13 protein-coding genes are annotated in these 13268 nt (G+C 72.8%); 12 read left to right on the forward strand and 1 reads right to left on the reverse strand.

What is annotated here, in order from left to right:
- The first annotated feature begins 1 nt into the window (after window position 1).
- The 10 genes from ACFC79_RS21045 to ACFC79_RS21090 all read left to right on the forward strand — a co-directional run bounded on the left by ACFC79_RS21045 (window position 2) and on the right by ACFC79_RS21090 (window position 9412).
- The gene (locus ACFC79_RS21045) at window positions 2–919 is read left to right on the forward strand and encodes an FKBP-type peptidyl-prolyl cis-trans isomerase (protein WP_376242229.1); all 918 of its coding nucleotides are present in this window, start codon (window positions 2–4) and stop codon (window positions 917–919) included.
- 43 nt (window positions 920–962) lie between these two features.
- Window positions 963–1337 carry an FKBP-type peptidyl-prolyl cis-trans isomerase gene (locus ACFC79_RS21050; protein WP_376242231.1) on the forward strand — a complete coding sequence of 125 codons (375 nt, stop codon included), beginning with the start codon at window positions 963–965 and terminating at the stop codon, window positions 1335–1337.
- Between the two features lie 127 nt (window positions 1338–1464).
- Window positions 1465–2418 carry a helix-turn-helix transcriptional regulator gene (locus ACFC79_RS21055; protein WP_376242233.1) on the forward strand — a complete coding sequence of 318 codons (954 nt, stop codon included), beginning with the start codon at window positions 1465–1467 and terminating at the stop codon, window positions 2416–2418.
- Window positions 2419–2431: 13 nt separating this feature from the next.
- Entirely contained in the window at window positions 2432–3388 is a 957-nt protein-coding gene (locus tag ACFC79_RS21060; protein ID WP_376242234.1) for a helix-turn-helix transcriptional regulator, read from the forward strand.
- Window positions 3389–3407: 19 nt separating this feature from the next.
- A complete protein-coding gene (locus tag ACFC79_RS21065; protein ID WP_376242236.1) occupies window positions 3408–3677 on the forward strand; it encodes a hypothetical protein in 270 nt (89 codons plus the stop codon).
- Window positions 3678–3778: 101 nt separating this feature from the next.
- A complete protein-coding gene (locus ACFC79_RS21070; RefSeq protein ID WP_376242237.1) occupies window positions 3779–3976 on the forward strand; it encodes a hypothetical protein in 198 nt (65 codons plus the stop codon).
- Between the two features lie 319 nt (window positions 3977–4295).
- Entirely contained in the window at window positions 4296–4589 is a 294-nt protein-coding gene (tatA, locus tag ACFC79_RS21075; protein WP_376242239.1) for a Sec-independent protein translocase subunit TatA, read from the forward strand.
- A 69-nt stretch (window positions 4590–4658) separates the two neighbouring features.
- Complete coding sequence (gene tatC, locus ACFC79_RS21080) at window positions 4659–5609, forward strand: twin-arginine translocase subunit TatC (protein WP_376242241.1); 951 nt, start codon at window positions 4659–4661, stop codon at window positions 5607–5609.
- Window positions 5610–5625: 16 nt separating this feature from the next.
- Complete coding sequence (locus ACFC79_RS21085; RefSeq protein WP_376242243.1) at window positions 5626–6603, forward strand: diacylglycerol kinase; 978 nt, start codon at window positions 5626–5628, stop codon at window positions 6601–6603.
- Window positions 6578–9412 carry a DEAD/DEAH box helicase gene (locus tag ACFC79_RS21090; protein ID WP_376242245.1) on the forward strand — a complete coding sequence of 945 codons (2835 nt, stop codon included), beginning with the start codon at window positions 6578–6580 and terminating at the stop codon, window positions 9410–9412. The genes ACFC79_RS21085 and ACFC79_RS21090 overlap by 26 nt, the downstream gene beginning before the upstream one ends.
- A 347-nt stretch (window positions 9413–9759) precedes the next feature.
- Here the strand turns inward: ACFC79_RS21090 and ACFC79_RS21095 are convergent, their stop codons facing one another.
- On the reverse strand, window positions 9760–11280 hold the full coding sequence (locus ACFC79_RS21095) for a PucR family transcriptional regulator (RefSeq protein WP_376242247.1): 1521 nt from the start codon (window positions 11278–11280) through the stop codon (window positions 9760–9762).
- Window positions 11281–11369: 89 nt separating this feature from the next.
- On the opposite strand from ACFC79_RS21095, the gene ACFC79_RS21100 reads away from it, so the two are divergent.
- Both ACFC79_RS21100 and ACFC79_RS21105 read left to right on the forward strand, forming a co-directional pair.
- A complete protein-coding gene (locus ACFC79_RS21100; RefSeq protein WP_376242249.1) occupies window positions 11370–12425 on the forward strand; it encodes a DUF917 domain-containing protein in 1056 nt (351 codons plus the stop codon).
- On the forward strand, window positions 12422–13268 hold an 847-nt coding region (locus ACFC79_RS21105), incomplete at its 3' end, for a hydantoinase/oxoprolinase N-terminal domain-containing protein (RefSeq protein WP_376242250.1). The genes ACFC79_RS21100 and ACFC79_RS21105, both read left to right, overlap by 4 nt.

Here is a 13268-nt window from a genome sequence, read left to right on the forward strand (position 1 = left end):
AGTGCGCCGACTTGCCGGCCTTCTCGTCGTCCCCCTGTTGCTGCTGACCGGGGCCTGTGGCAACGACAAAGCCTCCGGATCGGAGTTCCCCGCCGTCACCGCGGGATCCAAGTTCGGAGAGAAGCCCACCCTGTCCAAGGGCTCCGGGAACCCGCCCAAGGAGCTCAAGACCAAGGTCCTCAGCCAGGGCGACGGCGCCGCGCTCAAGAACGGCGACGCAGTCCAGGTCAACTACCTCGGGCAGTCCTGGGACTCGGACAAGCCCTTCGACAACAGCTTCGACCGCGAGCCCTTCAATATCACCCTCGGCGCCGGCATGGTCATCCAGGGCTGGGACAAGGGACTCGTCGGCAAGAAGGTCGGCAGCCGGGTCCAGCTGGTCATTCCGCCGGACCTCGGTTACGGGGACCGGGGGCAGGGCGACATCAAACCCAACGCCACGCTGGTCTTCGTCGTCGACGTGCTGAAGACGGCGCAGATTCCGAAGTCCGCCCAGGGGACGCCGGTCGCCCAGGACAACATCGATCTGCCGAAGGTCGGCACCAACACCGACGGCAAGGCCCCGAGCGTCACCATCCCGTCCAAGAGCACCCCGCCGGCGAAGCTGGTGTCCAACTACGTCCTGGAATCCAAGGGCGAGGTCGTCAAGGACACCGACAGCGTCATCGTGAACTACGTGGCCCTGCTGTGGAAGGACGGCAAGACGTTCGACAGCACCTACACCGCGGGCAAGACCCAGACCTTCCCGCTCGGCCAGGTGACCCTGAAGGGCCTGAAGAACGGTCTCGTCGGGAAGAAGGTCGGCAGCCGGGTGCTCCTGGTCATCCCGCCGGACCAGGGATTCGGCGACCAGGCCCAGCAGACGATCCCCGCGAAGTCCACGCTGGTCTTCGCGGTGGACCTGCTGGCGAAGATGTAAGACTGTCCCGGTTGCCCAGTTCACCATCACGAGGAGCAAGTCCGTGAACATCGAAAAGCCCGAGATCGACTTCCCGGGTGGCGAGCCGCCGGCCGATCTGGAGATCAAGGACCTCTGGGAGGGCGACGGCGCCGTGGCCAAGGCGGGCGACCAGGTCTCCGTCCACTACGTGGGTGTGGCCTTCTCGACCGGCGAGGAGTTCGACGCCTCCTGGAACCGCGGCACCCCGCTGCAGTTCCAGCTCGGCGCCGGCCAGGTCATCGCCGGCTGGGACAAGGGCGTGCAGGGCATGAAGGTCGGCGGCCGTCGCCAGCTGACCATCCCCGCGCACCTCGCCTACGGTGACCGCGGCGCCGGTGGCGGCCGCATCGCCCCGGGCGAGACGCTGATCTTCGTCTGCGACCTCGTCGCCGTCTGATCCGCGTTCCCGTGCCGCCGGGGCACAGCACCGAGGGCCCGCGCCGCAAGGCGTGGGCCCTCGCTTTTGTCCCGGCAGCGCGGAGCGGTACCGTCGACCGTCGTGGAGCACAACAGAAAGGGCGCCGATGGCGATCGCCAAGGCCGAGCGGCTGATGAACCTGGCCCTGTGCCTGCTGGGAACCCGGCGCCCGCTGAGCAAGCGTGAGTTGCGGGGCTCCATCGAGGCGTATCTGGAAGCCGGTTCGGACGACGCCTTCAACCGGATGTTCGAGCGCGACAAGGACGATCTGCGCGAACTCGGTCTGATCATCGAGACGGTGGAGAACCTGGACGGCGACATCGGCTATCTCGCCCGCCGCGACAGCAACCGGCTGCCCCCGATCACGCTCGACGCCGAGGAGGCCGCCGCGCTCGGTCTCGCCGCCAAGGTCTGGCAGCAGGCGCGGCTGGCCGGTGCCGCCAGCGGCGCGCTCCAGAAGCTGCGGGCCGCCGGCATGCCGGAGGCCGAGGACGCGTACGAGGTGCACAGCGCACTCGAACCGCGGATCCCCGTCCACGAGGCCGCGTTCGAGCCGCTGATGCTGGCCTGCCGCGACCGCCGTCCGGTGACCTTCGACTACCGCAAGGCCAATTCCGCCCGGCCCGAGACGCGCCACGTCGAGCCCTGGACCCTGGAGTGCTGGCGCGGTCACTGGTACCTGGCCGGGTGGGACCGGGAGCGCGGCGCCGAGCGGGTCTTCCGCCTCTCCCGGATCACCGGAAGGGTGCGCTCCCGCACCGGCACGTTCACCGCGGAGGTGCCCGACGTCGTCACCGTCCGCGAGACCGTGGAGAGCTGGGCGGGGGAGACGGCGACCCGCACCGCGCGGATCCGGTTGCGCACCGGCGCCGGTTACCCGCTGCGCTCGCGGGCCGTCTCGGTCCGGGAACTCGGGGACGGGTGGGACGAGTTGGAAATCCCGTACGGACACGGACTGGACGCCTGGCTCGTCGAGTTCGGGCCGGACGTCGTCGTGCAGGAGCCCGCCGATCTGCGGGCCGATGTGGTGGACCGGCTGCGTGCCGTGGCCAAGGACTGAGGGGGCCCGTTTCATGGCCACGAACGCCATCGACCAGACCCGCCGGATGCTCTCCCTGGTCACGTACCTGCGCGAGCGTCCCGGTGCCCACGTGCAGGACGTCGCCCGCGCCTTCGGGATCACCGAGGACGAGCTGATCTCCGACCTCGACGTGCTGCCCATGTGCGGGACGAGCTTCCGCGGCGGGGACCTGCTGGACATCGACACCGACGGCGACCGGATCTGGTGGCACAACCCGGACGACGTCGCCGAGCCGCTGCGGCTCGCGGCCGACGAGGCGACGGCGCTCCTGGTCGCCGCCCGCGCCGTCGCCACGCTGCCGGGACTGCGCGAGAGCGACCGCCAGGCGCTGCTGCGGGCCACCGCGAAGCTGGAGACCGCCGCCGGTGAGGTGGGGGCGGCCAGTTCCAGGCTGTCGGTCACCTTCGAGTCCGAGGGCGGGGTCTTCGCGGAGGTCGACCGGGCGATCTCGGAGCGGCGCCGGCTCTGGCTGCGCTACTACTCGCCCGCGCGCGACGAACTCACCGAGCGCGAGGTGGACCCGATCCGGCTGTTCGCCGTGGGGCACACGTACATGGAGGCGTGGTGCCGGTCCTCCGAGGACCGGCGCACCTTCCGACTCGACCGGGTCGCCGAGATCCGGCTGCTGGACGAGCCCGCCGCGCCGCCGGAGCTCGAACTGAGGGACCTGTCCGAGGGGCTCGTCCAACCGGCCGCCGAGGACCCGGAGGTCGTGGTCGAGGTCGGCCCCGGCGGGCGATGGGTCGCCGAGTACTACCCGCACGACACCGCCCGGGAACTGCCGGACGGCGGGCTGCGGATCACCCTGCGCACCCCCGATCCCGCCTCGCTGCGCAGACTCGCGCTGAGGCTCGGCGGTGAAGGACGCATCGTGGCCCCGCCGGAGCTGGCACGGAGTGCACAGCAAGCGGCACATGCCGCGCTCGCCGCCTACGACGACCCGGCCTGAGCGGATATCCGAAGGAGATATGAGGGATATGTCTGCGATGTCGGATGTGTCGACCGTGGTGGTGCCGGAGTCCGTGCGTTTCAAGGCGGCCTGCCCCGACTGCCGCGCGCGCTTCGAACTGGCGGCGGGAGCCATCCGGCTCGCCGTGGGCGCCAGTCGCCGGACGACGTTCTACTCCTTCACCTGCCCCGAGTGCGGTGCGGCCGTCCGCAAACCGGCGGGGGAGCGGATAGTCGAACTCCTCACCGGCGGCGGGGTGCGGACGTTGCGGCTCCACAGCGGTGTGTGACGCGGGGGCGCGACCGGTCGGTCCGCCGGGCGCGCCGCCCCGTCCCGCCCGCGTACCCGTCGGCAGATTTCCGGACACCTAGACACATCGAGGCTCTGCGCATGTTCTGGCCCATGCTCGCCATCGCCCTGGGATTTCTCGGCATCGCCGTCCTCGGCGTGCTGGCCGTCAACGTCTTCGTCGAGGTCCGGCGCCTGGGGCGCCAGGTGGCGCTGACCTCTCAGCGCGTCAACCGGGCCGCGGAGGATCTCGAACGGGCCGCCGCGGATCTCGCCGCCGCGGGTGAGACCCTGCGGTGAGAGGTGTTTCGTGCCCGTCGGCGGCGGCATTCCCGGACTGCTCGGCGGGCCGGGCCCGTCCGTGCCGTTCCGCGCGATCACGTGCGGCGTGACCAGGGATGACCGATCGGTGAGAGCGCGGCCTCCAGTTTCTCCGGTTCGGCAGGTACGCTGCTGAAGCGGCCCGGAGAGCGAGGCGTGGGCCGTAACCGCAAGAACGCCCGGGTATTGCTCCGTGTTTACCCTTGCGGGATACGATCGCTGACAGTACGACGATCGGACGTCCGTCCGAGGTTCGACCCGCCCCACCCCTGCTGCCTCGGTGAGAAGGTACACGCATATGTTCGGAAGGCTCGGCGCTCCCGAGATCATCCTGATCCTCGTCGTCATCGTTCTGCTGTTCGGCGCGAAGAAGCTTCCCGACATGGCGCGCTCGCTCGGCAAGTCCGCCCGCATCCTGAAGAGCGAGGCCAAGGCGATGAAGTCCGAGGGCGGCCCGTCGGCCACCCCGGCCGAGCCGGCGGCGAACGACGCCGCCCAGGACCAGGCCGCCCCGCGTACCATCAAGGCCGCGCCCGGTGACGTGACCAGTTCCCGCCCGGTCGCCGAGCCGACCGACTCGACCAAGCGCTGACGCCGACAGATACGGGCCGACGCAGGCGCCGGGACCGGTGGCACCTGCTGCACGAGATGAGGACGTGGGTTGCTCAAGTCTGCCCGCAAGCAGGAGACGGACCCAGAGGGCCGCATGCCCTTGGTGGAGCACCTGCGTGAGCTGCGTAACCGCTTGGTGAAGGGCCTGTTGGGGATCGTCGTCGTGACGATCGTCGCCGCCTTCTTCTACAAGGGGATCATCGAGTTCTTCACCAATCCGGTGCTGAAGTCGGTCGGTTGCGAGTCGAGCTTCGCCGATCTCGCCCAGAAGCGGGACGGTACCTGCGCGCGTATCGTCCTGAACGGTCTGCTGACCCCGTTCACCCTCGCGCTCAAGGTCTCGCTGATGGCGGGTGTCGTCCTCGCCTCGCCGATCTGGCTCTACCAGCTGTGGGCCTTCGTCGCCCCCGGTCTGCACAAGAACGAGAAGAAGTACTCCCTCGCCTTCGTGGGCGCGGGCTTCCCGCTCTTCCTCGCCGGCGGCTTCTTCGCGTACAAGACGCTGCCCACGATGGCACGCGTGCTCCTGGAGTTCTCACCGGCCGACCTCGACAACCAGCTGCCGCTGGACGAGCTGCTGGATCTGATCACACGCATGGTCGTGGTCTTCGGCCTCTCGTTCGAGCTGCCTCTGCTGCTCGTCATGCTGAACTTCGGCGGCGTCATCACCGGCAAGCGGATGCTCGGCTGGTGGCGGGGCATGATCATGGGCATCACGGTCTTCGCTGCGGTCGCCACGCCCAGCACCGACCCGCTGACGATGCTGGCGCTCGCCGGACCGATCTGGGTGCTGTATTTCGTGGCCACGGCGATCGCCCTGCTCAACGACCGTCGCAAGGCCAGGATCGCCGCGGAGGGCCCCGGCGACGACGAGGCATCGGAGCTGGACCTCACCCCCGAGGACATCGGTGAGACCGAAGCCGTCTCGTCCGGCCGATCCGTGCCGGGGCAGGGGAACGCGGACCACGACCGGGTCAACGGTTACGACGACATCACCTGACCTGTAGGGTCCCCGGGTGACTGGTGAGATCACCCTCTTCGTCAATCCCGTCGCGGGCAGCGGCCGGGGCGCGCGTGCCGCGCAGCCGGCCGCTTCCGCATTGCGGGACGCGGGATTCTCCGTGCGCACCGTTCTCGGCGAGGACGCCGACGACGCGCTGCGGCGGGCCCGCGAGGCCGTCGCCGGTGGCACCGGCGCGCTGATAGCCGTGGGCGGGGACGGCATGATGTCCCTCGCCCTGCAGGCGGTCGCCGGGACGGCCACCCCGCTCGGGGTCGTCGCCGTCGGCACCGGCAACGACTTCGCCCGTGCGCTGGGACTGCCGGTCAAGGATCCGTCGGCCGCCGGACGCCTTGCCGCCGAGGCGCTGTGGAGTGGCGGTGTCCGGGAGATCGACCTCGGCAGAGCCGGCGACCGGTGGTTCGGGTCCGTCCTGGCCTCGGGCTTCGACTCCCGGGTCAACGACCGCGGCAACCGGATGCGCCGGGTCGGCGGCCGTTTCAGGTACGACCTCGCGATCCTCGCCGAGCTCGCCGCGTTCCGGCCCATCCCCTACCGGGTCCGGCTGGACGGCGGACCCGTCCGGGAGATCGATGCGACGCTGATCGCCGTCGGCAACGGGACGATGTACGGCGGCGGCATGCGGATCTGCGCGGACGCGGTCATGGACGACGGGCTCCTCGACGTGACCGTCGTCGGCGCCTGCAGCCGCGCCACGCTCCTCGGGGTCTTTCCCCGGGTCTATCGCGGCACGCACCTGGATCACCCCGCGGTGGCCGTGCACCGGGCCTCCACCGTCGAACTGGCCGCGGCCGGTGTCACCGCGTACGCGGACGGCGAGCCACTGGGCGCGCTGCCGCTCACGGCGACCTGCGTACCGGGCGCGGTGCGGGTGCTCGGCGCCGTTCCGCCCGCCGGATATCAAAGACCGCGCCCCTGTCACAGGCGGCGGGTAGGCTCGAAGCAAGATGACAGAGGACCTCTCACCCGCTGAGCGATACCAGGCTTCTCGGCTCCGTGCCGTCGAGCTCGCCACCGCACTCGCGCCCTTCCGCGATCTGTACGAATTCGATCTGGACCCCTATCAGATCGAGGCGTGCGAGGCGCTGGAGGCCGGCAAGGGCGTGCTCGTCGCCGCGCCGACCGGCTCGGGCAAGACGATTGTCGGCGAGTTCGCCGTGCACCTCGCCCTCGAACAGGGCCGCAAGTGCTTCTACACCACGCCGATCAAGGCGTTGTCCAACCAGAAGTACGCCGACCTCGTCAAACGCTACGGACCGGACAAGGTCGGCCTGCTGACCGGCGACAACAGCGTCAACGGCGATGCCCCCGTGGTGGTCATGACCACCGAGGTGCTGCGGAACATGCTGTACGCGGGCTCGCAGGCGCTGCGCGGCCTCGGGTACGTGGTGATGGACGAGGTGCACTACCTCTCCGACCGGTTCCGGGGCGCGGTCTGGGAGGAAGTGATCATCCATCTCCCGGACTCCGTGACGCTGGTGTCGCTCTCGGCGACCGTGTCCAACGCCGAGGAGTTCGGCGACTGGCTGGACACCGTCCGCGGCGACACCGAGGTCATCGTCTCCGAGCACCGCCCCGTGCCGCTCTGGCAGCACGTGCTGGCGGGCCGGCGGATGTACGACCTCTTCGAGGAGGAGTCCGACCACGGAGGCCGCGGCACCGCGCGCCGCGAGGTCAACCCCGACCTCATCCGGCTCGCCCGGATGGAGAACCAGCGGACGTACAACCCGCGCGAGCGCCGCCGCGGCAAGATGGTCCGCGAGGCGGACCGGGAGCGCGAGCGCCGCCAGCGCACCCGGATCTGGACCCCGGCCCGGCCCGAGGTCATCGACCGGCTGGACGCCGAGGGACTGCTGCCCGCCATCACGTTCATCTTCAGCCGGGCGGGCTGCGAGGCCGCCGTGCAGCAGTGCCTGCACGCCGGGCTGCGGCTCAACGACGAGGCGGGGCGCCGCCTGGTCCGCGAGATCGTCGAGGAGCGGACCGCCGCCCTTCCCGGCGAGGACCTCCACGTCCTGGGGTACTACGAGTGGCTCGAAGGACTGGAGCGGGGCATCGCCGCTCACCACGCCGGGATGCTGCCCACGTTCAAGGAGGTCGTCGAGGAGCTCTTCGTCCGCGGCCTGGTCAAGGCGGTCTTCGCCACCGAGACCCTGGCCCTCGGCATCAACATGCCCGCGCGCTCGGTCGTGCTGGAGAAGCTGGTCAAGTGGAACGGCGAGCAGCACGCCGACATCACGCCCGGCGAGTACACCCAGTTGACCGGACGGGCCGGACGGCGCGGCATCGACGTCGAGGGCCACGCCGTGGTCCTGTGGCAGCGCGGCATGGACCCGGGCGCGCTGGCCGGACTCGCCGGCACCCGCACCTACCCGCTGCGCTCCAGTTTCCGGCCGTCGTACAACATGGCCGTCAACCTGGTGCACCAGTACCGGCGGCACCGCTCGCGCGAACTGCTGGAGACGTCCTTCGCGCAGTTCCAGGCGGACCGGTCGGTGGTGGGGATCTCCCGGCAGGTCCAGCGGAACGAGGAGGGGCTCGCGGGCTACCGGGAGGGCATGACCTGCCACCTCGGCGACTTCGAGGAATACGCGCGACTGCGCCGCGACCTCAAGGACCGGGAGACGGAACTCGCCAAGCGGGGCGCCACCCAGCGGCGGGCCGAGGCCGCAGCCTCCCTGGAGAAGCTGAAGCCCGGTGACATCATCCACGTGCCCACCGGGAAATTCGCCGGACTGGCGCTGGTCCTCGACCCCGGGCTGCCGGCGGGCCGGGCCAACGGGCACGGGCGTCGCGGTCTCGAATACCACGACGGGCCGCGGCCGTTGGTGCTGACCGCCGAACGGCAGGTGAAGCGGCTCGCATCGATCGACTTCCCGGTTCCGGTGCAGCCGCTGGAACGGATGCGCGTGCCGAAGTCGTTCAACGCGCGTTCGCCGCAGTCGCGTCGCGATCTCGCCTCGGCGCTGCGCACGAAGGCCGGACACATCGTGCCGGAGCGGCACCGCAAGGGGAGGTCCGCCGCCGCCGACGACCGGGAGATAGCCCGCCTCCGCGCGGAGCTGCGCGCGCACCCCTGCCACGGATGCGACGAGCGTGAGGACCACGCGCGGTGGGCCGAGCGCCACCACCGGCTCCAGCGCGACACGAAGCAGCTGGAGCGTCGTATCGAGGGGCGCACGAACACCATCGCCCGCACCTTCGACCGCATCGTCGCACTGCTCACCGAGCTCGACTATCTGCGCGGCGACGAGGTCACCGAGCACGGCCGACGGCTCGCCCGGCTCTACGGGGAGCTGGACCTGCTGGCCAGCGAATGTCTGCGCGAGGGCGTGTGGGAGGGGCTGAACCCCGCCGAACTCGCGGCCTGCGTCTCGGCGTTGGTGTACGAGGCGCGGCAGGCCGACGACGCGGCGGCGCCCAAGCTGCCGTCGGGCCCGGCGCGGGCCGCGCTGGGGGAGATGGTCCGGATCTGGGGCAGGCTCGACGCCCTGGAGGAGGAATTCAAGATCAACCAGGCGGAGGGTGTCGGGCAGCGCGAGCCCGACCTGGGGTTCGCCTGGGCCGTCCACATGTGGGCGTCGGGGCGTTCCCTGGACGAGGTGCTGGGCGAGGCGGAGATGCCCGCCGGGGACTTCGTGCGGTGGTGCAAGCAGGTCATCGACGTACTGGGCCAGATTGAGGCGGCCGCGCCGCGGGACGGCAGTTCGGTGGCGAAGAGCGCCCGCAGGGCGATGGACGCGGTGCTGCGCGGCGTCGTGGCCTACAGCTCCGTGGGGTGAGGTCCGGCAGCGGCCGTTTCCGGCCGGGCCGTCCGGCACGGAGCACCTCGTACGGGGTGTTCCGCACCGGACGGCCCGGCTGCGGGCGAATCGGCCCCGGACGAGTCGGCACCGTCGGTCCGGGTGCCCGACGACACAGGGCGGTCGCGCGTGCCGGGTCCCGCTCGGCCGCTTCCGTGCGGACGGCCGGGACGGCAGGCCGCCCCGAGCCGATCGGGTCGTCCAACAGCGCGTAGCCGGAGGCGGAGAAGATCCCCGGGCCGTCGTCGTCCGGCAGCGCCCGCACGGCCGTCCCCGGTGTGCCCACGAGAGCGGGCGGCCGAACCGGTCGGACCCGGCCGCCCCGCTCAGGGACGCGGCGCGCGGCCCTCGTCGCCTCCGGCCGCGGTCTGCCCGCCGTGCTGTGCGGACAGGCCCGCGCGGCAGGCCAGTTGGAGAGCCAGCCGGACATCCGGATCGTCGAGGTCGGCGCCCGTCAGCCGGACGACCTTGCGGATGCGGGCGCCCACCGCGTTGCGGTGCAGATGCAGTGCCTCGGCGGCACGGGCGGGCGAGTTGTTGTGGTCCAGGTAGCACTGGAGCGTGCGCAGCAGCGGCTCAGCCCGCTCCGGCCCCAACGCCAGCACGGGGGCCAGGAGTTCGGCGACCGCCTCGCGGGCCGTGTCGGAGGCGTACCACTCCAGCAGCATGCGGTCGAGCCCCACCGCGTCGTGCGCGGCCACGGTCGCCGGGCCGACGCGCGGCACGGCGGCCCGCGCCTCCCGGGCCGAGGTGCGGATGCCCAGCGGTCCGCGGTGCGCGGATCCCACGCCGCACCGGAGCCCGGCCTCGGGCCGCAGTCCGGCCAGCCGGTCCACCACGCGGCGGGCGCGGGCCAGCGCGGCGCGGCGCCCGTCCGCCCCCGGGTCGCCGGACCAGGTGCTGAGCAGGACGAGGGCGTCGTCGACCAGCGCGGCGTTCCACTGCACGGCTTCGACGGCCGGAGCCGCCGGGCCCTCCCAGGCGCGCAGCAGGGTCAGTGACTGGGACATCACCGCGTCCAGCGCCCTCGGCCGGTCGGCGGCGTCCAGGCCGCCGGCCTCCACCCGCAGCGCGATGTGCCAGCCGTCCACCGGCAGCGCGAGCGCCCGGCCCCGGGCGGCCAGCCGGGCCGCCTGGTCGCGCGGGGCGGCGAGCAGCTCGGCGAGCAGCCGCCCCCGGGAGCGCACCGGGACGTCACCGTGCCCGCCACCCGCCGCCGCGAGGGCGGCCATGACCAGGACGGAGCGCACCGCGGAGCCCGCGTGGCCGGGTTGGGGCGGCGCCGCGAGCCGGATCTCGCCGTCCGGTCCGGCGGCGGCCGCACCTTCCTCGCCCGGCCCCGCGGCCCGCAGCTCCACGGGGACGCCGAGGGCCCGGGCCGCCGCCGCGGCCACCCGCTCCGGGTCGCCCGCCGCGGCCGCCACCTCCCGCGCCGCGACGGCGACCCGGGCGAGCGCCTCCGCGGCGGACCCGGCCACCGCCCGCTCCACGGCCACCACGAGGGCCGCGAGGTCGCCGTCGGCGTACAGCAGCGCGACCCGGCCCCGCTCGGCCAGCGCCCGCGCGGTCGCCGTCACCTCTGCGGGCAGTCCGTGCGGCGCCTGCGTCACGCCCGTCAGCACCAGCGCGGCGGCTCCCGCCGCCGCGGCGTCCCGCACCGCGACGTCCAGCAGATGCCCCGGCACCGGTGCCAGCAGCACGGCGACCGTGCCGGCGGGCAGGGCGGCGAGCCGGTCCGGGCGCGGCTCCAGGCGTACCCCCGTGACCTCCACCGCGTCGAGCGGGCCGACCAGCGGGCGGAGCCCGTCGAGACCGGGGGAGGCGAGGAGATCGAGGACGTTCGGCATCCCTCCAGTGTGCCGCGAGCACATCGAACGGGCGAACCACGTGCCACGGACCCGGTACGGGTGCCCCGTGCCTCCCTACGCTGGAACGCATGCACATGGACGCCGGAGCACTCGCCGACTTCGCGCGGGGCTGTGCCGTCCTGGGGTCGGGGGGCGGCGGACCCGCCGATGTGACCCTCCCCGTCGCCGGACAGGCCATCGAGGAGTGCGGCCCGGTGCCCGTCGTCGACCCGGCCGTGCTGCCCGGCGACGCGCGGATCATGTCCGTCGGACTCGTCGGATCGCCCGCCGTCGCCGCCGAGAGGATCGGAGGCCGGGACGAACCCGCGCGACTGCGCGCCCGATTCGAGGACCTGCACGGCGCACCGGTGGCCGCGGTGATGTGCAGCGAGATCGGCGGCCTCAACGGCTGCCTGGCCGTCGCCTGGGCGGCCCGGCTGGGCCTGCCGCTGCTCGACGCCGACTCGATGGGGCGCGCCTTCCCGCGCATGGACCAGAACGTCCTGGAACTCGCCGGACTGCGTCCGGGCCCCACCGTCCTCGCCGACGAGCACGGCCACACCCTCGTCGTCGACGACGTCGACGGCGCGCACCTGGAACGGTTCGTCCGTGCCGCCGTCGCCGCCTTCGGCGGGCGCGCCGCGTCCACCGACTACCCCCTCACCGCCGCGCAGGCGGCCCGGCACGCCGTCGCCGGATCGGTCACCCGGGCACTCGCCCTCGGCCGGGGCGAAGGGCCGGCGCCGTTGCTGACCGGCAAGATCGCCTCGGTCCGCCGCTATGCCGCCGGGAACGCCGACGACGATGCCACGGCCGTTCTGCTGGAGGGTACGGGCGCCGACGCGGGACGTCTGGTGCTCGTCGAGGCCCGCAGCGAATTCGTCGCCGCGCTGGAGGACGGCACTCCCCTCGCCGTCGTCCCGGACGTGATCGCGCTCGTCGACGTGCGCACCGGCTGGGCGGTCCCGGTCGAGGAGATCCGCTACGGCCTGCGCGTCGGGCTCGTCACCCTGCCCTCCGCCCCGGCCTGGTACACGCCGGACGGCCTGCGGCTGGCCGGCCCTGCCGCGTTCGGCCTCCCCGGTCTGGCGCCCGGCGGCTCCCCGGCCGGCCGAGGCCATGGCACCCCGGGAGGCACCCCGTGATCCTCGGCGTGGACGTCGGCCCCACCAACACCGATGCCGTCCTGCTCGACGGTGCCCGTGCGGTCCGGGCCGTCAAGGTTCCCTCGCTCGCCGGTGACGCCGTCGGATCGCTCGCCGCCGCGGTGGGCGCGCTCCCCGCCGAGCCGCGGCGGCGGGCCACCCAGCTCGCTGTGGGCCTGCGGGTGGCCGCCCGAGCGGTCCGGGAACGGGACGGCCTGGCACGGGTGGGCGTGCTGCGCGTCGGCGGCGCCGCGGCGGACGCCGTGCGGCCGCTGTTCGGCTGGCCCGCGCCCCTGCGCGACGCGGTCTGCGCGGGCACCGCGAACGTCCGGGGCGGCGGTGGCCTGAGCCCCCGCGACACCACACCGCTCGACCGGGACGCCGTCGCCCGGTTCGGCGCCGCGCTGGCGGGCCGTGCCGAGGCGTTCGCCGTCACCGCCGTGTTCTCGCCGGTCGACGGCGGCCAGGAGCGGGAGGCCGCCGAGATCCTGCGCGCCGAGACCGGACCCGACACGACCATCCTGCTCTCCAGCGATGTCGGAAGTCTCAGCCTGCTGTCCCGGGAGAACGCCACGGTTCTCGACGCCGCGCTGTCCGTGCTGGTGGCCCGGGTCGCCGACGAACTGACCGCCGTCCTGCCCGGCCTCGGCCTCGCACCCGGCGCCGCCGTGCTCGTCACCCGCAGCGACGGCACCCTGATGAGCCTGGAGTACCTGCGCCGCCAGCCCGGACTGAGCCTGGGCAGCGGACCGGCCTGCACCATCCGCGGCGCCGGGCTGCTGGCCGGGCTCGGTGACGCCGTGGTCGCCGACATCGGTGGTCGCCGCGCCCGAATCGGTGCCC

The sequence above is a fragment of the Streptomyces sp. NPDC056061 genome (assembly GCF_042266885.1).
Taxonomy (GTDB): Bacteria; Actinomycetota; Actinomycetes; order Streptomycetales; family Streptomycetaceae; genus Streptomyces.